The organism is Pseudomonas marvdashtae, from assembly GCF_014268655.2.
Lineage (GTDB): Bacteria > Pseudomonadota > Gammaproteobacteria > Pseudomonadales > Pseudomonadaceae > Aquipseudomonas > Aquipseudomonas marvdashtae.
Genome location: NZ_JABWQX020000001.1, coordinates 4,098,999 through 4,123,858, shown reverse-complemented (window position 1 = coordinate 4,123,858; position 24,860 = coordinate 4,098,999). Strand labels below are relative to the sequence as shown.

At 59.9% G+C, this 24,860-nt stretch carries 27 protein-coding genes; all 27 read left to right on the top strand.

Features of this window, described 5'->3' with window-relative positions; translation table 11 throughout:
- Positions 1-93: 93 nt before the first annotated feature.
- The 27 genes from HU742_RS18665 (at position 94) to flhB (ending at position 24,854) form a co-directional block, all read left to right on the top strand.
- On the top strand, positions 94-1,020 hold the full coding sequence (locus HU742_RS18665; protein ID WP_186643008.1) for a ketoacyl-ACP synthase III: 927 nt from the start codon (positions 94-96) through the stop codon (positions 1,018-1,020).
- A gap of 278 nt (positions 1,021-1,298) precedes the next feature.
- On the top strand, positions 1,299-2,147 hold the full coding sequence (locus tag HU742_RS18660; protein ID WP_186643009.1) for a flagellin domain-containing protein: 849 nt from the start codon (positions 1,299-1,301) through the stop codon (positions 2,145-2,147).
- 73 nt (positions 2,148-2,220) lie between these two features.
- Positions 2,221-2,586 carry a flagellar protein FlaG gene (locus HU742_RS18655; protein ID WP_027912743.1) on the top strand — a complete coding sequence of 122 codons (366 nt, stop codon included), beginning with the start codon at positions 2,221-2,223 and terminating at the stop codon, positions 2,584-2,586.
- 82 nt (positions 2,587-2,668) lie between these two features.
- Positions 2,669-4,099, top strand: coding sequence for a flagellar filament capping protein FliD (gene fliD / locus HU742_RS18650; RefSeq protein ID WP_186643010.1), 1,431 nt, complete (start codon positions 2,669-2,671; stop codon positions 4,097-4,099).
- Between the two features lie 132 nt (positions 4,100-4,231).
- Positions 4,232-4,627 carry a flagellar export chaperone FliS gene (fliS, locus tag HU742_RS18645; RefSeq protein WP_186643011.1) on the top strand — a complete coding sequence of 132 codons (396 nt, stop codon included), beginning with the start codon at positions 4,232-4,234 and terminating at the stop codon, positions 4,625-4,627.
- A gap of 12 nt (positions 4,628-4,639) precedes the next feature.
- A complete protein-coding gene (gene fliT / locus HU742_RS18640; RefSeq protein WP_186643012.1) occupies positions 4,640-4,936 on the top strand; it encodes a flagellar protein FliT in 297 nt (98 codons plus the stop codon).
- Positions 4,937-5,109: 173 nt separating this feature from the next.
- On the top strand, positions 5,110-6,585 hold the full coding sequence (locus HU742_RS18635; RefSeq protein WP_030141088.1) for a sigma-54 dependent transcriptional regulator: 1,476 nt from the start codon (positions 5,110-5,112) through the stop codon (positions 6,583-6,585).
- A gap of 110 nt (positions 6,586-6,695) precedes the next feature.
- Positions 6,696-7,904 carry a sensor histidine kinase gene (locus HU742_RS18630; RefSeq protein ID WP_186637193.1) on the top strand — a complete coding sequence of 403 codons (1,209 nt, stop codon included), beginning with the start codon at positions 6,696-6,698 and terminating at the stop codon, positions 7,902-7,904.
- 5 nt (positions 7,905-7,909) lie between these two features.
- Positions 7,910-9,298 (top strand): sigma-54-dependent response regulator transcription factor FleR, encoded by a 1,389-nt coding sequence (gene fleR, locus HU742_RS18625; RefSeq protein WP_186637191.1) that lies wholly within the window; start codon positions 7,910-7,912, stop codon positions 9,296-9,298.
- Between the two features lie 192 nt (positions 9,299-9,490).
- Positions 9,491-9,817, top strand: a complete 327-nt coding sequence (gene fliE, locus HU742_RS18620) for a flagellar hook-basal body complex protein FliE (RefSeq protein WP_186637189.1) — start codon at positions 9,491-9,493, stop codon at positions 9,815-9,817.
- A 15-nt stretch (positions 9,818-9,832) separates the two neighbouring features.
- Positions 9,833-11,617, top strand: coding sequence for a flagellar basal-body MS-ring/collar protein FliF (gene fliF, locus HU742_RS18615; protein ID WP_186637187.1), 1,785 nt, complete (start codon positions 9,833-9,835; stop codon positions 11,615-11,617).
- A complete protein-coding gene (gene fliG / locus HU742_RS18610) occupies positions 11,610-12,629 on the top strand; it encodes a flagellar motor switch protein FliG (RefSeq protein WP_007958288.1) in 1,020 nt (339 codons plus the stop codon). The genes fliF and fliG overlap by 8 nt, the downstream gene beginning before the upstream one ends.
- A 7-nt stretch (positions 12,630-12,636) precedes the next feature.
- On the top strand, positions 12,637-13,467 hold the full coding sequence (gene fliH, locus HU742_RS18605) for a flagellar assembly protein FliH (protein WP_186637185.1): 831 nt from the start codon (positions 12,637-12,639) through the stop codon (positions 13,465-13,467).
- The gene (gene fliI / locus HU742_RS18600) at positions 13,457-14,815 is read left to right on the top strand and encodes a flagellar protein export ATPase FliI (protein WP_186610429.1); all 1,359 of its coding nucleotides are present in this window, start codon (positions 13,457-13,459) and stop codon (positions 14,813-14,815) included. The genes fliH and fliI overlap by 11 nt, the downstream gene beginning before the upstream one ends.
- A gap of 6 nt (positions 14,816-14,821) precedes the next feature.
- Positions 14,822-15,271, top strand: coding sequence for a flagellar export protein FliJ (gene fliJ, locus HU742_RS18595; RefSeq protein WP_003184033.1), 450 nt, complete (start codon positions 14,822-14,824; stop codon positions 15,269-15,271).
- A gap of 99 nt (positions 15,272-15,370) precedes the next feature.
- Entirely contained in the window at positions 15,371-15,676 is a 306-nt protein-coding gene (locus HU742_RS18590) for an STAS domain-containing protein (protein WP_186637183.1), read from the top strand.
- A gap of 5 nt (positions 15,677-15,681) precedes the next feature.
- The gene (locus HU742_RS18585; RefSeq protein WP_186637180.1) at positions 15,682-17,388 is read left to right on the top strand and encodes an ATP-binding SpoIIE family protein phosphatase; all 1,707 of its coding nucleotides are present in this window, start codon (positions 15,682-15,684) and stop codon (positions 17,386-17,388) included.
- 31 nt (positions 17,389-17,419) lie between these two features.
- A complete protein-coding gene (locus HU742_RS18580; RefSeq protein ID WP_186610432.1) occupies positions 17,420-17,764 on the top strand; it encodes an Hpt domain-containing protein in 345 nt (114 codons plus the stop codon).
- 86 nt (positions 17,765-17,850) lie between these two features.
- On the top strand, positions 17,851-19,224 hold the full coding sequence (locus HU742_RS18575) for a flagellar hook-length control protein FliK (protein ID WP_186643013.1): 1,374 nt from the start codon (positions 17,851-17,853) through the stop codon (positions 19,222-19,224).
- Between the two features lie 212 nt (positions 19,225-19,436).
- Positions 19,437-19,940, top strand: a complete 504-nt coding sequence (gene fliL / locus HU742_RS18570) for a flagellar basal body-associated protein FliL (protein ID WP_186637176.1) — start codon at positions 19,437-19,439, stop codon at positions 19,938-19,940.
- 9 nt (positions 19,941-19,949) lie between these two features.
- The gene (fliM, locus tag HU742_RS18565) at positions 19,950-20,918 is read left to right on the top strand and encodes a flagellar motor switch protein FliM (RefSeq protein ID WP_186637173.1); all 969 of its coding nucleotides are present in this window, start codon (positions 19,950-19,952) and stop codon (positions 20,916-20,918) included.
- Positions 20,919-20,991: 73 nt separating this feature from the next.
- Positions 20,992-21,447: a flagellar motor switch protein FliN gene (gene fliN / locus HU742_RS18560; protein WP_186637171.1), complete on the top strand. Its 456-nt coding sequence runs from the start codon at positions 20,992-20,994 to the stop codon at positions 21,445-21,447.
- Positions 21,448-21,885 carry a flagellar biosynthetic protein FliO gene (gene fliO, locus HU742_RS18555; protein ID WP_186637169.1) on the top strand — a complete coding sequence of 146 codons (438 nt, stop codon included), beginning with the start codon at positions 21,448-21,450 and terminating at the stop codon, positions 21,883-21,885. It abuts the gene before it with no gap.
- On the top strand, positions 21,885-22,634 hold the full coding sequence (fliP, locus tag HU742_RS18550; protein ID WP_186637167.1) for a flagellar type III secretion system pore protein FliP: 750 nt from the start codon (positions 21,885-21,887) through the stop codon (positions 22,632-22,634). Before fliO ends, fliP begins: the two co-directional genes overlap by 1 nt.
- Before the next feature lie 23 nt (positions 22,635-22,657).
- A complete protein-coding gene (fliQ, locus tag HU742_RS18545; protein ID WP_024618176.1) occupies positions 22,658-22,927 on the top strand; it encodes a flagellar biosynthesis protein FliQ in 270 nt (89 codons plus the stop codon).
- A gap of 4 nt (positions 22,928-22,931) precedes the next feature.
- Positions 22,932-23,714: a flagellar biosynthetic protein FliR gene (gene fliR, locus HU742_RS18540; protein WP_186637160.1), complete on the top strand. Its 783-nt coding sequence runs from the start codon at positions 22,932-22,934 to the stop codon at positions 23,712-23,714.
- Positions 23,715-23,717: 3 nt separating this feature from the next.
- Entirely contained in the window at positions 23,718-24,854 is a 1,137-nt protein-coding gene (gene flhB / locus HU742_RS18535; protein WP_186643014.1) for a flagellar biosynthesis protein FlhB, read from the top strand.
- Positions 24,855-24,860: the final 6 nt, after the last annotated feature.

The following is a 24,860-nucleotide window of genomic DNA, read 5'->3' as shown; positions in this document are numbered from 1 at the left end:
CAAGGCGTCCGCCCCTCGGAAATCAACCATTTTTAAAGCGCCCCTGAGCTTTTGGGGGTGAACCTAGTCGCAGTACATGATCGGGAAGCCATGATGATTGGCATAAAAAGCATAGCGAGTTATGTGCCGACCGCTGGTGTGGATAACTACGCTCAGGGTGCCAAATTCGAGAAGGATGAAGAGTTCATCCTTGGCAAGATTGGTTCGGCATTCCTGCCGCGCAAAGACGTCGACCAGGAAACGTCGGACCTGTGTGTCGAAGCTGTGAATGCACTGTTCGCCAACAATCCGCAGCTTTCGCGCGAATCAATCGACGCGTTGATCGTTGTCACCCAGAACGGTGACGAAGAGGGGCTGCCGCACACGGCTGCCATCGTGCAGGACAAGCTTGGGTTGCCGACCCATGTGGCGGCGTTCGATATCTCGTTGGGTTGCTCGGGCTACGTCTACGGCATCTACGCCCTGAAAGGCTTCATGGAGGCCACGGGATTGAAGAACGGACTGTTGGTCACCGCTGACCCGTATTCGAAAATCGTTGACCCTGAAGACCGCAACACCACGATGTTGTTCGGCGATGCCGCCACCGCCACCTGGATGGCCGAAGGCGCGAGCTGGCAGTTGGGCAAGGCCAAGTTCGGCACCGACGGATCCGGCGCGCCGCACCTGAAGGTCAGCGACGGCGTGTTTTTCATGAACGGTCGCCAGGTGTTCAACTTCGCCTTGCTGAAAGTACCGGCTCATTTGCATGAACTGTTGAATGAATCCTCATTGCAAGCCAGCGACATCGATGCATTCTGCATCCACCAGGGCAGTGCGGCGATTGTCGATGCCGTGGCCCGGCGCTTCGAGGGCGAGCCAGAGAAATTCATCAAGGACATGGTCGAGACCGGCAACACCGTGTCGTCGAGCATTCCGCTGCTGCTGGAAAAGCACGTCTTGGATGCCGACTGGAAGCGCGTTGCGATCAGCGGTTTCGGTGTTGGCCTGTCATGGGGCTCGGCGATTCTCTATCGCGACTGATTCGACCCCTGTTCTTCCAATAGCGCTTCTGGTTCGCCTGAAGCGCTATTTTTTTGTCCGTGACCCTGTCCTGCGGTTTCCTGGCGCCATTTTTCGGGCCTTTGCCAGCCGCTAAACCCTTGTTTCACAAGGGGTGGCAGTCTGCTAGCAAATATTTTGAAAAAAGCCCTCAAGCAAGTTCCTAATCCGACGATAACTATTACGAAGGTTCTCTAGGCCACACCCCGGCGGTTGCCAAGGGCCGGAAGCCGCAGTACCCAACCAACGAGGAATTCGTCATGGCTTTAACAGTAAACACCAACACCACATCGCTGAACGTTCAGAAGAACCTCAACCGGGCTTCCGACGCTCTCTCCACTTCGATGACTCGCTTGTCTTCCGGCCTGAAAATCAACAGCGCCAAAGACGACGCCGCCGGCCTGCAGATCGCTACCCGTATGACCTCGCAAATCCGCGGTCAGACCATGGCGATCAAAAACGCCAACGACGGTATCTCCATGGCGCAGACCGCTGAAGGCGCGATGCAAGAGCAGACCAACATTCTGCAGCGTATGCGTGAACTGGCCATCCAGTCCCGTAACGATAGCAACAGCGCAGATGACCGTATCGCTCTGAACAAAGAGTTCTCGCAGATGAGCGACGAACTGACCCGTATCGCCAACAGCACCAACCTGAACGGCAAGAACCTGCTTGACGGTACCGCCAGCACCATGACCTTCCAGGTCGGCTCGAACACCGGTGCTGACAACCAGATCTCCTTGACCCTGAGCGCCAGCTTCGACGCTACGAGCCTGGGTGTTGGTTCGGCAGTCACCATCCTTGGTTCCGACAGCGCCGCTGCTGAAACCGCCTTCTCGGCAGCCATGGACGCGATCACCAGCGCGATCGACACCATCAACAGTGCCCGTGCCGACCTCGGTGCTGCACAAAACCGTTTCTCCAGCACCATCTCCAACCTGCAGAACATCAACGAAAACGCCAGTGCTGCACTGGGTCGCGTACAAGATACCGACTTCGCTGCTGAAACTGCACAACTGACCAAACAGCAGACTCTGCAGCAAGCGTCTACTTCGGTTCTGGCCCAGGCCAACCAACTGCCGTCCGCTGTACTGAAGCTGCTTCAGTAATTAGCCGGATGAGTTTTAGCGGGGGAGTGCGCTTGCGTGCTCTCTCGCTTTTTCCGTTCAAGAGGTGATGGACATGGATATGAGCGTGAAGCTGAACTTGTCTTATCCAGCGGCGAAGCCGGCACCTACAGTGGCCGACAAGCCCGTGGAGAAGCCTCAAGCCGAGGTTGCTACCGTGACCCCGGTCAAGGAAGCGCCTAAAGACGCTGCCGCCGAGCAGGACAAACTCAAGAAAGCCGTTCAGGAAATCGAGAAGTTCGTTCAGTCGGTCAAGCGCAACCTGGAGTTCTCTATTGATGAGCCTTCAGGCAAAGTGGTGGTCAAAGTGATTGCCAGTGGTTCCGGTGAAGTGATTCGCCAGATCCCGAACGAAGAAGTTCTGAAACTGGCCAACAGTTTGAATGATGCAAACAGCTTGTTGTTCAGCGCTGAAGCCTGACAACCGGCACGAATTTTGTTGTTATGTTCTTTTGGGCGTTGTAAAGGTCAAAAGGCCGGCGACACACTGAAGGGAGTCCCACATGGCAAGTCCAATTCTACCTGGCTTGGGTCTAGGCTCTGGCCTTGATACCGGCGCAATCGTCAAGGCTCTGGTCGATTCCGACAAGGCGGCCAAGCAAGGTCAGATCACCCGAGCGACGACGACGACTACCAATAGCATCTCCGGGGTGGGAACCCTGAAGTCGTTGTTGGCAGCTTTCAATACCGCCATGAAGGACTTGTCCAGCACAACGACCCCGCAATTCTCGGGTTTTGCTGCGACATCTTCAGCTCCCGGTGTTCTCACGGCTACCGCCAGCAACTCGGCGGTGAATGGCACTTACGCGATCAAAGTCACCAACCTGGCGACTGCTTCCAAGGTCACGTCGGCGGCCTTCGCTGGTGGGACGACCAGTGCGATCCCCTCGGGCGCGATGACCATCTCGCAGAAGGGGGTTAACTACAACCTCAATGTGCCGGATGGTTCCACCCTGCAATCGGTTCGCGACGCGATCAACGCCGACTCTTCGCTCAAGGCAGCCGGTGTCAGTGCGAACATCATTACCGATTCTTTCGGTTCGCGTCTGGTACTGGGTTCAACCACGACCGGCGCAGGTTCCGATATCTCGGTGAGCGGCATCGCGGGGCTGGAGATCGATGGGACGAACGTTGTGGGCGCCAACAATACCGCGCTGACGGCTACGTCCGCGGGCGCCATTGGTGCCCTGGCCCAGGATGCCAACTTCACCGTCGATGGCATGGTGCTGACCAGCAAGAGCAATACGGTGAGCACAGCGATTTCCGGATTGACGTTGAATTTGCTCGGAGTAGCGGACGGCGGCACTTCAACCGTTACCGTGGCGCCGAACAACGATGGCCTGAAAGCCTCGATCCAGAAATTCGTCGATGCCTATAACGCAATCGCCAATAGCATCACCGCACTGACCAAGCCGTCGCTCGACGCTGATGGGAAGCTGACGGTGCCGGCAAAATTGACCGGTGACGCATTGCCTCGTTCGCTGCTGGCGGCGATTCGAACGCCCTTGTCGGAAACCGGCGCTGGCGACGCGCTGACGTCGCTGGCCCAGTTGGGTATTACCACCGATCAGAAGACGGGTGCGTTGAATTTCAATAGCGTCAAATTCACCGAAGCGATGAACGATAAAAAGCTCAGCGGTGAAGTCCAAACGTTGTTCACGGGCACCAACGGTCTGCTGGAGCGCATGGGCAAGGCGATCGAACCCTTCAGCCAGACGGGTGGCATCCTCGATCAGCGGAACACGGCGCTGACCAGGACCCAGACTCGCTTGAAAAACGATCAGGAGGCGCTGGATCGTCGGGTCGAGACCCTGACCGCCGTGCTGACCAAGAAGTACAACGATATGGACACCTTGGTCGGCAAGCTGAAGGCCACTGCGAGCAACATCACCTCGATGTTTGAGGCGATGACGGCGCAACAGAGAAACAGCTGATTTTTCACCGATGCAAAAAAGCCCGGCAACGTTTTGACAACGTTCCGGGCTTTTGGCTTTTCGGTCTAAAGTTTTTTGACGCGGCGTCGATACGCTGTTTATACGAACCGAAGTTTTTTGATGAGGTAGAACATGAATCCGATGTTGGCCCTTCGCCAATACCAGAAGATTGGCGCCCAAGCGCAAACCTCCGAAGCAAGTCCCCATCGTCTGGTGCAGATGCTCATGGAAGGCGGGTTGGACCGTATCGCCCAGGCCAAGGGCGCGATGGAGCGCAAGGATATTGCAAACAGAGGCATTCTAATCAGCAAGGCCATCGGCATCGTCGGTGGCTTGCGTGAGGGCCTGGACCTGGAAAATCGGGCCGAGTCGGTCGCGGAACTGGATGCTCTCTACGCTTACATGATGAAACGCCTGGCCGAAGCCAACGTCAAGGCCGATCCGAAGATCCTCGACGAAGTCACTGATCTGCTTCGCACGGTCAAGGAAGGCTGGGATGCCATTGCCACGCCTGGTCCGCAATTCTAAGGAGTGCTCCCCATGAGTCTTGCCCTGCAGCGAATCGAACAAACCCGTGAAGCCCTGGTTGATGCCCTGGCCGAGCGAAATTGGGAAGCCATTGGTCAATTGGACCTGGCGTGCCGTACCTGCATGGAAGACGTCATGAGCGAGTCCGAGGTGGACGAGGCGGCGTTGCGTAGTAATCTGGAAGAGTTACTAGGGGTCTACCGCAATTTGCTGGAAGCGGCGACCGGAGAGCGTCAGGCAATCGTGAACGAGATGTCGCAGATTCATCAGGCACAGAACGCGGCGAAGGTTTATCACCTGTTCGGCTGATTTAATTTTCAATTAACCCGAACAAAGTGCGCCATAAATTTGACTGTGCACGATTTTTTGACTTAACTAGTGGCTGTTTACAGATTTCAGGCGTCTACAGGCATGACAAGTCTGCAAGCGTCTAGCTTGCCCCCAAATTCGGGCACTGAGTTGACTAGGGAAGTTGCTATTGCATGTGGCGTGAAACCAAAATTCTCCTGATCGATGACGATAGCGTCCGCCGCCGTGACCTGGCGGTGATCCTCAATTTTCTTGGCGAAGAAAATTTGCCCTGCGGTAGCCATGATTGGCAGCAGGCTGTCGGCTCTCTGTCCTCCAGTCGTGAAGTCATTTGCGTCCTTATTGGGACCGTAAATGCCCCCGCGTCGCTTTTGGGCTTGCTAAAGACACTCTCAACCTGGGATGAGTTCCTTCCAGTGTTGTTAATGGGTGAAAATTCTTCTCTCGACTTGCCTGAAGACCAGCGCCGCCGAGTACTTTCCACCCTGGAAATGCCGCCCAGCTACAGCAAATTGCTTGATTCGCTGCACCGCGCCCAGGTTTACCGTGAAATGTACGACCAAGCTCGTGAGCGCGGTCGGCATCGCGAACCCAATCTTTTCCGCAGCCTCGTCGGCACTAGCCGTGCGATCCAGCACGTGCGCCAGATGATGCAGCAAGTGGCCGACACTGACGCCAGCGTGCTGATCCTGGGTGAGTCCGGCACCGGCAAGGAAGTGGTTGCGCGCAACCTGCATTACCATTCCAAACGCCGCGAAGCGCCGTTCGTGCCGGTCAACTGTGGGGCGATACCCGCCGAGCTGTTGGAAAGTGAATTGTTCGGCCACGAGAAGGGCGCCTTCACCGGTGCAATCACCAGTCGCGCCGGGCGTTTCGAATTGGCCAACGGCGGCACGCTGTTCCTCGACGAAATCGGCGACATGCCGTTGCCGATGCAGGTCAAGCTGCTGCGCGTCTTGCAGGAGCGTACGTTCGAGCGCGTGGGCAGCAACAAGACTCAGAGTGTCGACGTGCGAATCATCGCCGCGACCCACAAGAATCTCGAGAGCATGATCGAGGTCGGCAGTTTCCGCGAAGACCTCTATTACCGTCTCAATGTGTTCCCTATCGAAATGGCACCGCTGCGTGAGCGGGTCGAAGACATTCCGTTGCTGATGAACGAACTGATCTCGCGCATGGAGCATGAAAAGCGCGGTTCGATTCGCTTCAACTCGGCTGCGATCATGTCCCTGTGCCGCCATGGCTGGCCGGGCAACGTCCGGGAATTGGCCAACCTGGTGGAGCGCATGGCGATCATGCACCCCTACGGTGTGATCGGTGTCGCCGAGTTGCCAAAGAAATTCCGCTACGTCGACGATGAAGACGAGCAAATGGTCGACAGCCTGCGCAGCGACCTGGAAGAGCGCGTGGCGATCAACGGCCATACGCCGGATTTCACCAGCAACGCCTTGCTGCCGCCGGAAGGCCTGGACCTCAAGGACTACTTGGGCGGCCTGGAGCAAGGCCTTATCCAGCAAGCCTTGGACGACGCCAACGGCATCGTGGCCCGCGCCGCAGAACGCCTGCGCATCCGTCGTACCACCCTGGTAGAAAAGATGCGTAAGTACGGCATGAGCCGTCGCGAAGGAGATGAACAGGCGGATGATTGACGCCTGTTTTGCAACCGCCTGATTTTCAGGCGGTTTTTTTTCGGCACGGGTATTGCTAAAGCTCTCGCAACGTTCCGTTTAACTGACGGTCAGCCAAGCGAGAGAGCACGATGACCCAAGCCGCCCTGATGTCTCCTGTCCCAGAGTCGGGACACATGCCGTCCGCCGAACAGGCTAGTCGTCTTGGACTTGAGCAGGCGTTTTCGCTGTTTAACCAGATGTCCAGCCAGCTGACCGACTCCTACAGCCTGCTTGAGGCCCGGGTCACCGAGCTCAAGGGTGAGCTGGCGGTGGTCAGCGCCCAGCGCATGCAGGAGCTGGCGGAAAAAGAACGCCTGGCCAATCGACTGCAAAACCTCCTCGACCTCTTGCCTGGCGGCGTCATTGTCATCGATGCCCACGGCTTCGTTCGCGAAGCCAACCCGGCGGCCTGCGAGCTGCTGGGTTTGCCGCTGGAAGGCGAGTTGTGGCGACACGTCATCGCCCGTTGCTTCGCCCCGCGTGAGGATGACGGTCACGAAGTCTCCCTCAAGGACGGCCGTCGCCTGTCCATCTCGACTCGGTCGCTGGACGCCGAGCCCGGTCAGCTGGTGCTGCTCAACGACCTGACTGAAACCCGTCACCTGCAAGATCAACTGGCCCGCCACGAACGCTTGTCCTCCCTTGGGCGGATGGTAGCGTCGCTGGCTCACCAGATCCGTACCCCGCTGTCCGCTGCGTTGCTGTACGCCAGTCATTTGACCGAGCAGCAATTGCCGATGGAGACCCAGCAACGCTTTGCCGGTCGCCTGAAAGAGCGCCTCCACGAACTCGAACACCAGGTGCGCGACATGCTGGTGTTCGCCCGTGGCGAGCTGCCCCTGACCGACCGTGTAACGCCCAAGGCGCTGCTGCAATCCTTGCAGGCTGCGGCGCTGACTCACGTGCAGGGCTTGCCGATCCGCTGGCAGTGCGACAGCCATGTCGGCGAGGTGCTGTGCAACCGCGACACGCTGGTGGGGGCGGTGTTGAATCTTATTGAAAATGCGATCCAGGCCAGCGATGGCGAGGTGCGGCTCAAGGTCCATCTGTACACGCGCGACAACACCTTGCGCCTGTGCGTCAGTGACAGCGGCAGCGGTATCGAGTCGGCCGTGTTGACGCGTCTGGGCGAGCCATTCTTTACCACCAAGACCACCGGGACGGGCCTCGGCCTGACCGTGGTCAAGGCGGTGGTCCGTGCCCATCAGGGAGAATTGCAGTTGCGCTCGCGGCCGGGGCGCGGCACATGCGCGCTGGTGCTCTTGCCGCTGTTTTCCAGTACGCCAGGGGTGGAGTGAGGGTTATGGCGATCAAGGTTCTGCTGGTCGAGGACGACCGCGCCCTGCGCGAAGCGCTGGCCGATACGCTGTTGTTGGCCGGGCATGATTATGCAGCCGTCGGTTCGGCAGAAGACGCTTTGCTCGCCGTGGCCCGTGAACCGTTCAGCCTGGTGGTCAGCGACGTCAACATGCCGGGCATGGACGGCCATCAGTTGCTTGGTTTGCTGCGGGCGCGCCAGCCGCAATTGCCCGTCTTGCTGATGACCGCCCACGGCGCCGTCGAGCGTGCGGTGGATGCCATGCGCCAGGGCGCCGCGGATTATCTGGTCAAGCCGTTCGAGCCCAAGGCGCTCCTGGATCTGGTCGCGCGGCATGCCTTGGGCAGCCTCGCTGTCGAGGGTGAGGGGCCGGTGGCGCTTGAGCCGGCCAGCGCGCAATTGCTGGAATTGGCCGCGCGGGTAGCCCGCAGCGATTCGACGGTGTTGATTTCCGGCGAGTCCGGCACGGGCAAGGAAGTGTTGGCTCGCTATATCCACCAGCAATCCCGGCGCGCCAGCGAACCGTTCATCGCCATCAATTGTGCGGCGATTCCCGACAACATGCTCGAGGCAACATTGTTCGGGCATGAAAAGGGCTCGTTTACTGGCGCTATCGCGGCCCAGCCCGGCAAGTTCGAGCAGGCCGACGGCGGGACGATCCTCCTCGATGAGATTTCCGAAATGCCGCTGGGCCTGCAGGCCAAGTTGCTGCGTGTATTGCAGGAACGGGAAGTGGAGCGGGTCGGCGCGCGCAAGCCCATCAGCCTGGACATTCGCGTGGTGGCAACGACCAACCGCGACCTGGCCGGCGAAGTGGCGGCGGGGCGCTTTCGTGAAGACCTTTATTACCGACTGTCGGTTTTCCCCCTGGCCTGGCGTCCATTACGCGAGCGCACCGCCGATATCCTGCCGCTGGCCGAGCGCCTGCTGGCCAAACACGTCAATAAAATGAAGCACGCAACGGCCCGGCTGTCTGCCGAGGCGCAGGCTTGCCTGATCGCGTATCCCTGGCCCGGTAATGTCCGCGAGCTGGACAATGCTATTCAGCGAGCCTTGATTCTTCAGCAGGGCGGCTTGATCCAGCCCGAGGATTTTTGCCTGGCGGGCCCGGTGGCCTGCGCGCCATTGCCGGCGCTCAAGCCTGTGCCAACGCAGGTTCAGCCGGTCGAAGTGACGGGGGAATCGGCTGGAGCCCTGGAAGACGACCTGCGTCGTCGCGAATTCCAGATGATCATCGACACCCTGCGCGCCGAGCGCGGCCGTCGCAAGGAGGCGGCTGAACGGCTGGGCATCAGCCCGCGTACCTTGCGCTACAAGCTGGCGCAGATGCGCGATGCCGGGATGGACGTGGAGGCTTATCTCTTCGCCAGTTGATGCCTGTCGCCAGGGGCTGGCCAAGCATGAGTGCGAAGCGCTCATGCATGTCACGGTTGAACCGTGTAGCGCCGGATGCGCTCGCGCGCGCATTTGTTTCTGACGGCCATGGAGCTGGCACCCTTGTTGCTAACACCTGTATACCCGCTGAGTAAGTGTCAAAAAAATGCGGGCCGCCAGAGAGAATAGATCATGAGCCAAGGTATTGAATTTAATCGGTTGATGTTGGACATGCGATCCATGCAGATGGACGCCATGGCCCAGCCTAAATCGGTCGCGGTGCCGCAAGCGGCCGGCAGCAGTTTTTCCGACTTGCTCGGTCAGGCCGTCAATAAAGTGAACGATACCCAGCAGGCTTCGAACCAGTTGGCCAGTGCTTTCGAGATTGGCAAAAGTGGCGTCGACCTGACGGACGTAATGATCTCTTCGCAGAAAGCCAGTGTCTCGTTTCAGGCGTTGACCCAGGTACGCAACAAACTGGTTCAAGCCTACCAAGACATCATGCAGATGCCGGTCTAAGGAAATTATTGAGTCATGGCAGAAGCAGCCGTTGATAACGTTCCAGCCAAGACCACACCGGTAGACGGCAAGCCGCCGTTGTTCGGTCTGTCTTTCCTGGAAAACCTCTCCGAGATGACCATGCTGCGTCAGGTTGGCCTGTTGGTCGGCCTGGCTGCCAGCGTGGCGATTGGTTTCGCCGTGGTGTTGTGGTCCCAGCAGCCAGACTACCGTCCTTTGTACGGCAGCCTGGAAGGCATGGATGCCAAGCAAGTCATGGAAACCCTGGCTTCTGCCGACATTCCTTACACCGTTGAACCTAATTCCGGCGCCTTGTTGGTCAAGGCCGACGATGTGGCGCGTGCGCGCCTCAAGCTCGCCGCGGCTGGCGTAACGCCGACCGATGGCAACATCGGCTTCGAGATTCTCGACAAGGACCAGGGCCTGGGCACCAGCCAGTTCATGGAAGCGACGCGTTATCGTCGCGGCCTGGAAGGCGAACTGGCGCGGACCATTTCCAGCCTCAACAACGTCAAGGGTGCACGCGTGCACCTGGCGATTCCGAAAAGCTCGGTATTTGTGCGCGATGAGCGCAAGCCGAGTGCTTCGGTCCTGGTTGAACTGTATTCCGGCCGCTCGCTTGAGCCAGGCCAAGTCGTTGCCATTATCAATCTGGTGGCAACCAGCGTTCCCGAGCTGAGCAAGTCGCAGATCACCGTGGTCGACCAGAAGGGCAACCTGTTGTCCGACCAGGCGGAAAACTCCGAACTGACCATGGCCGGCAAGCAATTCGACTACAGCCGTCGCATGGAAGGCATGCTGACCCAGCGTGTGCACAACATCCTGCAACCTATATTGGGCAACGGTCGCTATAAAGCCGAAGTCTCGGCTGATGTAGATTTCAGCGCCGTGGAGTCGACGTCCGAACAGTTCAACCCGGATCAACCGGCGTTGCGCAGCGAGCAGTCGGTGAACGAGCAGCGTACTGCCAGCAACGGCCCGCAAGGTGTGCCAGGTGCCCTGAGCAACCAGCCGCCATCGGCAGCCAGCGCGCCGCAAACCACCGGTGGCGCTACCGCTGCGGCAGGCATGGTGCAGCCAGGCCAGCCCCTGATCGACGCCAACGGCCAGCAGATCATGGACCCGGCCACCGGCCAGCCGATGCTCGCGCCGTACCCGGCCGACAAGCGTCAGCAATCGACCAAGAACTTCGAGCTCGACCGTTCCATCAGCCACACCAAGCAGCAGCAGGGCCGTTTGAATCGCCTGTCGGTTGCCGTGGTCGTGGACGATCAAGTCAAGATCAACGCGGCCAACGGCGAAACCAGCCGTGCGCCATGGACCGCCGACGAATTGGCGCGCTTCACTCGTCTGGTGCAGGACGCCGTCGGTTTCGACGCCAGCCGTGGCGACAGCGTCAGCGTTATCAACGTGCCGTTCTCCCTGGAGCGCGGTGAAGAAATTGCCGACATTCCGTTTTATTCGCAACCCTGGTTCTGGGATGTGGTCAAGCAAGTATTGGGTGTGCTGTTCATCCTGATACTGGTGTTCGGCGTGCTGCGTCCGGTGCTCAACAACATCACCGGTGGTGGCAAGAACAAGCAGCTGGCAGGCTTGGGCGATGTAGAGCTGGGAGGCATGGGCGGCCTGGATGGCGAATTGGCCAACGATCGCGTCAGCCTCGGCGGACCGCAGAGCATTCTGCTGCCGAGCCCGAGCGAAGGCTATGACGCTCAGTTGAACGCCATCAAGAGTCTGGTGGCAGAGGATCCGGGTCGTGTGGCCCAGGTCGTGAAAGAGTGGATTAACGCAGATGAGTGATAATCGAGCCGCTGTTGCCAAATTGTCCCGGGTCGACAAAGCCGCGATCCTGCTGCTGTCCCTGGGTTCGACCGACGCCGCCCAAGTGCTGCGCCACATGGGTCCGAAAGAAGTCCAGCGCGTTGGCGTGGCCATGGCGCAGATGGGCAACGTGCACCGGGAACAGGTCGAGCAGGTCATGAGTGAGTTCGTCGACATCGTCGGCGATCAGACCAGCCTGGGCGTCGGTTCCGACGACTACGTGCGCAAGATGCTCACCCAGGCCCTGGGCGAGGACAAGGCCAACGGCCTGATCGACCGGATCCTGCTGGGTGGCAACACCAGCGGCCTGGACAGCCTCAAGTGGATGGAACCGCGCGCGGTGGCCGACGTGATCCGTTACGAGCACCCGCAGATCCAGGCGATCGTCGTGGCGTATCTCGACCCGGACCAGGCTGGTGAGGTGCTGGGCAACTTCGACCATAAAGTGCGTCTCGACATCATCCTGCGGGTATCGTCGTTGAACACAGTGCAGCCGGCGGCCCTGAAAGAATTGAACCAGATTCTCGAGAAGCAGTTCTCGGGCAACTCCAATGCTTCGCGCACCACCCTGGGCGGTATCAAGCGCGCGGCGGATATCATGAACTTCCTCGATAGCTCGATCGAAGGCCAACTGATGGACTCGATCCGCGAAGTCGACGAAGACCTGTCCGGTCAGATCGAAGACCTCATGTTCGTGTTCAACAACCTGGCCGATGTCGACGACCGTGGCATCCAGGCACTGTTGCGCGAAGTGTCCTCCGATGTGCTGGTTCTGGCCCTCAAGGGTTCGGACGAAGGCGTCAAGGAGAAGATCTTCAAGAACATGTCCAAACGAGCGGCCGAACTGTTGCGCGACGACCTCGAGGCCAAAGGCCCGGTGCGCGTCAGCGACGTGGAAACCGCACAGAAGGAAATCCTCACCATCGCCCGCCGTATGGCCGAAGCCGGAGAAATCGTCCTCGGTGGCAAGGGCGGCGAAGAGATGATCTAAGGTCGTTATGTCTGCCAAGAGTGATGATTCACCCAGCGACCTGATCCGCGCCCGGGACGTCGGTGGCTTCGACGTCTGGTCGCTGCCCAGCTTCGATCCCCACGTGCCTGAGCCTGAGCCTGCACCGGTGGAAGAACTGCCGGAGATGGAAGAGGTACCGCTGGAGGAAGTGCAGCCGCTGACCCTCGAAGAAGTCGAGAGCATTCGCCAGGAAGCCTATAACGAAGGCTTCGCCATCGGCGAAAAAGAAGGTTTCCACAGCACCACGCTCAAGGTCCGCCAGGAAGCCGACGTGGCGCTGACGGCCAAGCTGCGCGCGCTGGAATCGCTGATGCTCAATTTGTTCGAGCCCATCGCCGAACAAGACACTCAGATCGAAAAATCGTTGGTCGGGCTGGTGCAACACATCACCCGGCAGGTAATCCAGCGCGAGCTGGCGATCGATTCGAGCCAGATCGAACACGTCATGCGCGAAGCCCTCAAGCTGTTGCCGCTGGGCGTGGGCAACGTGCGGTTGTACATCAACCCGCAGGACTTCGAGCTGGTCAAGGCGCTGCGCGAGCGCCATGAAGAAACCTGGCGGATTGTCGAAGACGAAACCTTGCTGCCGGGCGGGTGCCGGGTCGAAACCGAGCACAGCCGTATCGATGCGACGGTCGAAACGCGCATCAGCCAGATCATGGCCAAGCTGTTTGACCAACTGCACGAACAGGCCCTGCACCCGGCTCCCGCTGACCTGAGCCTGGAGTTGCCGGACGAACCCAAGGCCGCCGTCATCGTCGATCCGGACGGTGCCGAGCTGATAGCCCCTGAACTGGACGGTCGCGATGCGCCTTGATCGAACCAGCTTCGGCAAGCGCCTGGGCAGCTACGCCGAAGCCACCGAACTGGCCGGCCAGCCGATCCTGGAAGGCCGCCTGCTGCGCATGGTCGGCCTGACCCTCGAAGCTGAAGGCTTGCGCGCCGCCATGGGCAGCCGGTGCATGGTGATCAACGACGACAGTTATCATCCGGTGCAAGTCGAAGCCGAGGTCATGGGCTTTTCCGGCAGCAAGGTATTTTTGATGCCGGTGGGCAGTGTCGCCGGCATCGCCCCCGGCGCCCGCGTGGTGCCCCTGGCCGATACCGGTCGGTTGCCCATGGGCATGAGCATGCTCGGACGAGTGCTGGACGGAGCCGGGCGTGCCCTCGACGGCAAGGGCGGCATGAAGGCCGAAGACTGGGTGCCGATGGACGGCCCGACAATCAACCCCCTCAAGCGTGACCCGATCAGCGTGCCGCTTGACGTGGGCATTCGCTGCATCAACGGATTATTGACGGTGGGACGCGGCCAGCGTTTGGGCCTGTTCGCTGGTACCGGCGTGGGCAAGAGTGTGCTGCTGGGCATGATGACCCGCTTCACTGAAGCCGACATCATCGTCGTGGGGCTGATCGGTGAGCGGGGCCGCGAGGTAAAGGAATTCATCGAGCACATCCTCGGCGAAGAAGGGCTCAAGCGTTCCGTGGTGGTGGCTTCGCCAGCGGACGATGCGCCGCTGATGCGCTTGCGCGCCGCTATGTACTGCACGCGGATCGCCGAATATTTTCGCGACAAGGGCAAGAATGTCCTGTTGCTGATGGACTCGCTCACTCGTTTCGCTCAGGCTCAGCGGGAAATCGCCCTGGCCATCGGCGAGCCCCCGGCCACCAAAGGTTATCCGCCTTCAGTATTTGCCAAGCTGCCCAAGTTGGTAGAGCGAGCCGGTAACGCCGAGAAGGGTGGCGGTTCGATCACCGCGTTTTATACCGTGTTGTCCGAAGGCGATGATCAGCAAGATCCGATCGCCGACTCGGCGCGGGGTGTGCTCGATGGCCACATTGTCTTGTCTCGGCGCTTGGCCGAAGAAGGGCACTACCCGGCCATCGACATCGAAGCCTCGATCAGTCGGGTCATGCCGTCGGTCATCAGTGCCGAGCACATGAAACGCGCCCAGCAATTCAAGCAGTACTGGTCGCGCTATCAGCAGAGCCGCGACCTTATCAGCGTCGGTGCCTACGTGCCGGGTGGTGATCGCGAGACGGACATGGCCATCAATCTCTATCCGGCCATGGCGGTTTATCTACGCCAGAGCCTGAACGACAACATCGGCATGGGCGCCAGCGAAGCGCACCTGCAGACCATCTTCACCCCCGTCGCTGGCGCGTAACCGGTCATGGCCACGAGTCGTGCTGCACGCCTGGCGCCAGTGGTGGACATGGCGGAAAAAGCCGAGAAGACCGCCGTCCAGCGACTGGCGTATTTCCAAGGGCAAGTGGCCGTCGCCGAGAGCAAGCTGGCGGACCTCGAGAATTTTCGCCTCGAATACCAGGAACAATGGATCGCCCGTGGAAGCCACGGGGTTTCCGGGCAATGGCTGTTGGGTTATCAAGGGTTCCTGGCACAGCTGGGTACGGCCATCGATCAGCAGCGTCAAAGCCTCGTCTGGCACCAGAACAACCTGGAAAAGGCCCGCCAGAGCTGGCAGGAAGCCTTTGCCCGTGTCGAAGGGCTGCGCAAGCTGGTACAGCGCTATATCGACGAGGCACGGCAATTGGAGGACAAGCGCGAGCAGAAACTGCTGGATGAGTTGTCCCAGCGCCTTCCCCGGCAAGACCCGTATTGATGGTGGATAGAGTTTTGTCGGGAAGCGCTGTGAAACCTTGCCCGAACCTCTACCAAGTGCTAAACCTTGTACACGTATGTCCACGACAAGGAAGTGAATATGTCTGTCGTAACTGAAGTATCCCCAGATGGGCAAAAGCTGACGATCTCGATCAAAGGTCGATTCGATTTTGGCCGGCATCAGGAGTTTCGCGAGTCTTATGAGCGGCTCGACAAAAAGCCCGAATCCATCGTGGTGGATTTGAAAGAGGCCACTTATCTCGACAGTTCTGCCTTGGGCATGCTCCTGCTGCTGCGCGACCATGCCGGTGGCGACGAGTCGGACATCCGGGTCGTCAACAGCAGCAGCGACGTCAAGAAAATCCTCGCGATCTCCAATTTCGACAAGCTGTTCGACATCAGTTGATCGCCATGCAATCGTCGTCGGAGCCACTGACGGTCCTGATTGCCGAAGACAGTGCCGCTGATCGACTACTGTTGTCGACCATTGTCCGCCGCCAGGGCCACCACGTGCTCACGGCTGCCGATGGCGCCGAGGCGGTCGAGGTTTATCTGCAGCAGCGTCCGCACCTGGTGCTGATGGACGCAATGATGCCGGTCATGGACGGCTTCGAAGCTGCGCAGAGGATCAAGCAACTGGCCGGGGACCAGCTGGTCCCGATCATCTTCCTCACTTCATTGACTGAAAGCGAAGCCTTGGCCCGTTGCTTGGAGGCCGGGGGCGATGACTTCCTGGCCAAACCCTATAACCAGGTGATCCTGGCCGCGAAGATCAAGGCCATGGACCGCTTGCGACGGCTGCAGGCTACGGTGGTGGAGCAGCGCGACCAGATCGCCCGGCACCACGATTACCTGCTCAACGAGCAACGGGTCGCCAAGGCCGTATTCGACAAGATCGCCCACTCGGGTTGCCTCAGCGCGCCGAACATTCGTTATCTGCAGTCGCCCTATGCCTTGTTCAACGGTGACTTGCTGCTGGCCGCGTTCAACCCGGCTGGCGACATGCATATCCTCTTGGGGGACTTCACTGGGCATGGCTTGCCGGCGGCGGTCGGCGCCATGCCGTTGGCGGAGGTGTTCTACGGAATGACCGCCAAAGGCTACGGCCTTGCGCAGATCCTGCGGGAGATGAATGCCAAGCTCAAGCGCATCCTGCCGGTGGACATGTTCTGCTGCGCGACGCTGTTGTGCCTGAGTTTCCAGCGCTGCACCGTGGAAGTCTGGAACGGCGGCATGCCCGATGGCTACCTGCATGACAGCCTGAGTGGCGCGCGCACGCCGTTGCCGGCCCGGCATTTGCCACTGGGCGTGCTGACGCCGCAGCTATTCGATGACCGAACTGAAGTTCATCCCTTGTCGGTGGGGGATCGGGTTTTCCTGTTGTCCGATGGTGTGATCGAGACCAGTGACCGCGATGACCAGCCGTTTGGCGTGGAGCGGTTGCAGCAAGTGTTCTCGGCCAACCGCGAGCCCGACTCTCTCTTCGAAGATATCCAACAAGCCCTGCAGGATTTTCGCGGCGAAGCCCGTGACGACTTCAGCATGGTCGAAGTGCGTCTGGTCGCGCCGACGCAACTCAATCCACCGCCGCCGGTCTATTCCGATAGCGGCCAGTCCAGCCCGCTGGACTGGTCGGTGAGCTTCGAGTTCCGGGCGCAGACGCTCAAGCGCTTCAACCCGATGCCGTACCTGTTGCAGTTGTTGCTGGAGGTTCATGGGTTGAGAGGGCAGAGCGGCGCCTTGTACAGCGTATTGTCGGAGCTTTACTCCAATGCGCTTGAGCATGGCGTGCTGGGGCTCGATTCGAGCCTCAAGCGTGATGCGGTCGGCTTTGCCCGCTATTATCAGGAGCGTAGCGTGCGCCTGGATGAGTTGAGTGACGGTCACGTGCGGGTGCATTTGCATGTCACGCCCCATGGCGACGGTGGCCGCTTGGTCATCGAGGTCGACGACAGCGGCAAAGGCTTTGATGTTGCCAAGGTGCTGGCGCGACCGCTGGACAAGGATCGATTATCGGGCCGTGGCGTGAGCTTGGTTCGCCAGCTATGCCATCAGGCCGCGTGGTCCGACGATGGTCGTAGTGCGCGCGTGGAGTTTTTCTGGGAGGCTCTGGCATAATCAGGGCCATTCTTGATCAAGGAGCGAACAAGTGAGCGAAATTCATCTGGATCGCGACGTGCTCAGCACGTTGCGGGAAGTCATGGAGGAGGGGTACCCGGAATTGCTGGATACCTTTCTCAATGATTCCGAAGCGCGCTTGCGCGTGCTGCATGAAGCGCGGGACGCTGAAAAGCTCAGCGCCACGGCCCACAGTTTCAAGGGCAGCAGCAGCAACATGGGTGCCCTGCGCCTGGCCGAGCTGTGTGGCGAACTGGAGCAGCGTGCCAAACAGCCGTCGCTGGGCGGTATCGAAAAACTCGTCAGCGAAATCGACAGCGAATTTGCCCGAGTGCGTATTCTCTGCCGAGAGGAGCGCGAAGGCTTCCATTGCTGAAATCAGCGCCGTTCACACGTTGGCCCGTCCCTTGCATTGCACTGTCTCGACTGCATCTATGATTCCAGTGCAGCGGAGACCATTTTATGCCCGTTACGCCTAATACACTCATCCAGGCCACTGCCCAGGCCAAGCCGCAGGCCGCTGTCAATCCGCTGGCAGCAGGCCCGGACGCCGGGAATAAAGCCTCCAGCTTCGCCCAGGTCTTCGCCAAACAGGCGCCCGTCAAATCACCGGCGGTACCTGAGCCATCGACAAAACCGCTGCGCGACAAGGCCGCCGATAATACCGTCAAGAAGGACGTCGACAGCGATACGACTGCCGCGCCGGAACCGGTGGTTGCCGATAGCGGCAAGCCCTTGCCTGCCGACAAGCCGGCGACTGCCGACGGCAAGACAACGCAAGATGCTCCCGCCGATACGGCTGAAGCTCCGGTAGTGGATGCAGCACCTTCCGATCCGACGCTTGATCCGGCCTTGCTGCCGGACGCCGTTGCTCTGGTGGCCGCCGTCGAGGCTCAGCCTACGCCTGTCGTCACCCCGGCCGAGGCTCCAGTCAGTGCGGTGGTTGCAACTCCCGTCGTTGCCTTAACCACGCCAACCAAGGCAACGGACCCAGTGATCGATCCGGAGTTCGACCCGCAGGCCGATCCACTCGATGCGCTTCCAGCCCTGCGCCTGGCGATGGAGCAGGGCGGTCATGTGTCCGCTTCCAGCCAGGCACAGCCCAAGGCAGCGGCACCGGCGTCCCTAGACGGCGAACCGACGTCGGCCCAGACCTTCGCGGCGGGGATGGCGAGCATGCTCACCGTGCAAGCCGACCAGGACAGTACCGGCGCGGGTAGCCAGGGCGGCGACAAGGCGTTCAGCGGCCTGATCAGCGAAGGCCTCAAGGACCTGACCGCGGCGTCCAGCGATACCCGCGTGGACGATTTCGCCAACCGCCTGGCAGCGCTGACCCAGGCGGCCACGCCAAAAACCGCCAACGCGGTGCCGGTCAACCAGCCTATCGCCATGAACCAGAGCGGCTGGACTGAAGAAGTGGTCAATCGGGTGATGTACTTGTCGAGCGCCAATCTCAAGGCGGCCGACATCCAATTGCAACCGGCTGAACTCGGTCGCCTGGATATCCGGGTGAACATGGTTCCGGACCAGCAGACCCAGATCACGTTCATGAGCGCACACCCAGGCGTTCGCGAAGCCCTCGAAGGCCAGATGCATCGCCTGCGCGACAGTTTTGCCCAGCAAGGCATGGGGCAGGTCGACGTCAACGTATCAGATCAGTCGCGTGGCTCGCAGGGCCAGGATCAGCAAGCGCAGCAGCAAGCCCAGGCGGGACGCACGACTGCCTCCGGTGGTCGAGTGGATTCGGTGGATGAAGTTTTGCCGGCCAGCGTGGCCGAGGTGGCGGCCAGCACCGTCAGCGTGATTGGCACCAGTGCGGTCGATTACTACGCCTGATTCAATGCAGTAAACCCGCGGGAGCGCGTTTGCTCGCGATAGTGGATGTCAGCCAGCGTTGTCCTGGCGGGAATCAACCCTATCGCGAGCAGGCCCGCTCCCGCTTTGTTTGTGGGCGGCGCAAACCACCTGAGCTGCACACTTCTGGCATAACACTTGCTCCTGCCTAGCCGTGCAACAGTGAAACCCCCGATTAGTGACGGATTATTGGCATGGCGAAGAGCGAAGCAGCAGCAGTAAAAGACCCTGCAACCAAAGGCAAACTCAAGATGATCATCATGATCGTTGTGGGCTTGCTCCTGGCGGTGGGTGTTTCCGTTGGGGCGACCTGGTATTTCATGCACAGCGCTCAGAGCAAGCCGGCGCCGGCAGTCGAAGCCGCTCCAGTAGGCAAGCAGCCGGCGATTTTCGAGCCCATGGCCCCGGCCTTCGTGGCCAACTACACCCAGAACGGTCGCCAACGCTACATGCAGGTGAGCATTACCCTGTTGGGACGCAACCAGGCTGACCTGGAAGCGTTGCGGGTACACATGCCACTGATTCGCAATAATCTGGTCATGCTATTTTCAGGACAGAGTTTCGACACCCTGGCCACTCCGGTCGGCCAGGAAATGCTGCGTCAGAAAGCCACGGCCAGCGTTCAGGAGGTGGCTCAGAAAGAGCTCGGCAAAGTGGTGATCGAACAGTTGCTTTTCACTAACTTCGTATTGCAGTAGGAACACGACATGGCCGTGCAGGACCTGTTGTCCCAGGACGAAATCGATGCGCTGTTGCATGGTGTCGACGACGGCCTGGTGCAGACCGAAAACGCTGCTGAACCGGGCAGCGTCAAAAGCTACGACCTGACCAGCCAGGATCGCATCGTTCGCGGACGCATGCCGACCCTGGAAATGATCAACGAGCGTTTTGCCCGATACACCCGCATCAGCATGTTCAACATGCTGCGCCGTTCGGCCGACGTGGCCGTTGGGGGCGTGCAGGTGATGAAGTTTGGTGAATACGTGCACTCGCTGTACGTGCCCACCAGCCTCAACCTGGTCAAGATCAAGCCGCTGCGCGGTACTGCGCTGTTCATCCTCGACGCCAAGCTGGTGTTCAAGCTGGTGGATAACTTCTTCGGCGGTGACGGTCGTCACGCGAAGATCGAAGGTCGTGAGTTCACTCCGACCGAGTTGCGCGTGGTGCGCATGGTCCTGGAGCAGGCCTTCATCGATTTGAAGGAAGCCTGGCAGGCGATCATGGAAGTGAACTTCGAGTACATCAACTCGGAAGTGAACCCGGCCATGGCCAACATCGTCGGGCCAAGCGAAGCGATTGTCGTCTCGACTTTCCACATTGAACTCGACGGCGGTGGCGGCGACCTGCACGTGACCATGCCGTATTCGATGATCGAGCCGGTGCGTGAAATGCTCGATGCCGGTTTCCAATCGGATCTCGATGACCAGGACGAGCGCTGGATCAACGCCTTGCGCCAGGACGTGCTGGACGTCGACGTGCCAATCGGCGCGACCGTTGCCCGGCGCCAGCTGCGCCTGCGAGACATCCTGCACATGCAGCCGGGGGACATCATTCCCGTCGAGATGCCGGAAGAGATGATCATGCGCGCCAATGGCGTACCGGCCTTCAAGGTCAAGATGGGCTCTCACAAAGGCAACCTCGCGTTGCAGGTGATCGAGCCGATCGAACGCCGCTGAGCGGTGTCAACCGCTTTAAGTTTGTAACGACTTTTCAGGTTTCTAACCGATTTTTGCCCGCCGAGGACACATGATGGCTGACGATATGAATACCCAGGATGACCAGGCGCTGGCCGACGAATGGGCTGCCGCCCTGGAAGAAACCGGCGACGCCGGGCAGGCCGATATTGACGCGCTGCTGGCCGCCGATACCGGTAACGCTTCCAACCGTCTGCAGATGGAAGAGTTTGGCAGCGTGCCAAAAAGCAACGAGCAAGTGACCCTCGACGGGCCGAACCTGGACGTCATCCTCGACATTCCGGTGTCGATTTCCATGGAAGTGGGCAGCACCGATATCAACATTCGCAACCTGTTGCAGCTCAACCAGGGCTCGGTGATCGAGCTGGACCGCCTGGCCGGTGAGCCGTTGGACGTGCTGGTCAATGGGACGCTCATCGCCCATGGCGAAGTGGTGGTGGTCAACGAGAAGTTTGGCATTCGCCTGACGGACGTGATCAGCCCGAGCGAACGCATCAAGAAGCTGCGCTGAATGAAAGGCTTTCTCGCCGCAGCCTTGATGCTGCCGTTCAGCGTGCTGGCGGCCGAACCGGTGGCCACGGTGGCCGCTGCGCCAGCGGGTGGCAGTGGTATCGCCGGACAATTGGCGCAATTGGTGTTGGGCCTGCTACTGGTGCTCGGATTGATTTTCTTCCTGGCCTGGATGCTGCGGCGCGTGCAACAGGCAGGGCCAGCCGGCAAAGGGCAGGTGATCGACATCATCAGCTCCCGCGCGCTCGGCCCGCGGGATCGACTGGTGCTGGTGCAGGTTGGCAACGAGCAGATCCTGCTCGGCCTGAGCCCCGGCACGATTACCGCCTTGCATGTCCTCAAGGAGCCGGTGCAGGTGCCCGCCACTGAGCAGGCTACCCCCGAATTTGCCCAGCGGCTCATGGAATTGCTGGGTAAAGACCAGAAGGATAAAAAGTAATGCCGTTGCGCATTCTGTTGGCGTTGGCCCTGATGCTGGCCGCGCCGTTGGCGTTTGCCGCCGACCCGCTGTCGATCCCGGCGATTACCTTGGGCACCAACGCCGAAGGGGCACAGGAATATTCGGTCAGCCTGCAGATCCTGCTGATCATGACCGCGCTGAGTTTCATCCCGGCGTTCGTCATGCTGATGACCAGTTTCACCCGGATCATCATTGTCTTCTCGATCCTGCGTCAGGCCCTGGGCCTGCAGCAGACGCCGTCGAACCAGATCCTCACCGGCATGGCGTTGTTCCTGACCATGTTCATCATGGCGCCGGTGTTCGACCGGGTGAACAAGGACGCGCTGCAACCCTACCTGGCGGAAACGCTCAGTGCCCAGGACGCCGTGTCCAGGGCTCAAGTGCCGATCAAGGACTTCATGCTCGCCCAGACTCGCAGCAGCGACCTGGAGCTGTTCATGCGCCTGTCCAAGCGCACCGACATCCTCAGTCCCGACCAGGCGCCGCTCACAATCCTGGTGCCGGCGTTCGTCACGTCCGAACTGAAGACGGCGTTCCAGATCGGCTTCATGATTTTCATCCCGTTCCTGATCATCGACCTGGTGGTCGCCAGTATCCTGATGGCCATGGGTATGATGATGCTGTCCCCACTGATCATTTCCCTACCGTTCAAGATCATGCTGTTCGTGCTGGTGGATGGCTGGGCCTTGATCATCGGCACCCTGGCGGGCAGTTTCGGCGGTGTTTAGACCAATTGCGCAGGTAGGACAATATGACACCTGAAGTAGCGGTAGACCTGTTCCGCGAAGCGCTCTGGCTGACCACGGTGATGGTTGCCATCCTGGTGATTCCCAGCCTGCTGGTGGGTTTGCTGGTGGCGATGTTCCAGGCCGCCACGCAGATCAACGAACAGACCCTGAGCTTCCTGCCGCGCCTGCTGGTGATGCTGGTGACGCTGATTGTCGCGGGCCCTTGGCTGGTGCAAACCTTCATGGAATACATCCTGCAGTTGTACGGCAGTATTCCGCAGTTGATCGGCTGAGCCGATGTCGATGCTCGAGCTGACGGACACCCAGATCAGTACCTGGGTGGCGTCGTTCATCCTGCCGCTGTTTCGCGTCGCCGCGGTGCTGATGAGCATGCCGGTCTTCGGCACGACCCTGGTCCCGACTCGGGTGCGCTTGTATCTGGCCTTGGCGATCACGGTGGTCATTGCCCCGGGACTACCGCCGATGCCGCCCGTCAACGCCCTGGACCTCAGTGCGCTGATGCTGGTGGCCGAACAGATTCTCATCGGTGCCTTGATGGGCTTCTCGTTGCAGCTGTTCTTCCAGGCATTCGTGGTCGCCGGACAAATCATCTCGATCCAGATGGGCATGGCGTTCGCCTCCATGATCGATCCTACCAACGGCGTAAACACCGCGGTCATAGGGCAGTTCCTGACGATGCTGGTGACGCTGTTGTTCCTCGCCATGAACGGACATCTGGTGGTGTTCGAAGTGCTGACCGAGAGCTTCACGACGATGCCGGTGGGTAGCGCGATGCTGGTCAATCATTTCTGGGACATTGCCGGCAAACTCGGCTGGGTCCTCGGTGCGGCGATGCTGCTGGTATTGCCGGCGATCACCGCGCTGCTGGTGGTCAACATTGCCTTTGGCGTAATGACCCGGGCGGCACCGCAATTGAACATCTTTTCCATCGGTTTTCCGCTGACCCTCGTGCTGGGCATGGTGATTTTCTGGGTCACCCTGGGGGATATTCTCAACCAGTATCAGCCGCTGGCCACCCAGGCCTTGCAGCTGCTACGTGATATGGCACAGGCGCGCTGAACCATGGCTGAAAGCGAGAGTGGCCAGGACAAGACAGAAGACCCCACGGAGAAACGCAAGAAAGAGTCCAGGGACAAAGGCGAGGTCGCGCGTTCCAAGGAGCTCAACACACTTGCGATCATGCTCGCCGGCGCTGGCGGCTTGCTGATTTATGGCGGTGGGCTGGCTTTGGATTTGCTGGAAATCATGCGCCTGAACTTCTCTCTGCCCCGAGAAGTGCTACTGAGTCCTGGCGCGATGACGCAGTACCTGTTGCATTCGGGCAAGATCGCAATCATTTCGATGCAGCCGATTCTGATTTTCTTGCTGCTGGCGGCTTTTCTGGGGCCGATTTCCTTGGGGGGGTGGCTGTTTTCCGGCAAGACCATGGCCCCGAAATTCAGCCGGATGAACCCTGCGGCGGGCCTCAAACGCATGTTCTCCACCACGGCTGTGATGGAGCTGCTGAAGGCGCTTGGGAAGTTTCTGCTGATCCTGTTCGTCGCGCTGACGGTATTGCAGGCCGACATCGACGACCTGCTGCGTATCGCCCATGAGCCGCTGGAACAAGCGATTATCCACAGCGTGCAGCTAGTGGGCTGGAGCACCTTGTGGATGGCCTGCGGGTTGATTCTGATCGCCGCCATCGACGTGCCGATCCAGCTTTATCAAAGCAAGCAGAAGCTGATGATGACCAAGCAGGAGGTGCGCGACGAGTACAAGGACTCGGAGGGCAAGCCCGAGGTCAAGCAACGGATCCGTCAGTTGCAGCGCGAAGTGTCCCAGCGGCGAATGATGGCGGCCATCCCCGACGCCGACGTGGTCATCACCAACCCGACCCATTTCGCCGTGGCGCTCAAGTACGACCCCGAAAAAGGCAACGCACCGGTGTTGCTGGCCAAGGGCAGCGATTTCCTGGCGCTGAAGATCCGTGAGATCGCCGTGGCCAACGAAGTGATGCTGCTCGAATCTCCGGCGTTGGCGCGGTCGATCTACTACTCCACTGAGCTCGAGCAGGAAATCCCGGGTGGCCTGTATCTGGCCGTGGCCCAGGTGCTGGCCTACGTCTACCAGATTCGCCAGCACCGTGCGGGCAAGGGCAAGCGCCCCGAACCGCTCAAGGACCTGCCGATTCCGCCGGATCTGCGGCGTGATTCCTGAGGCGGT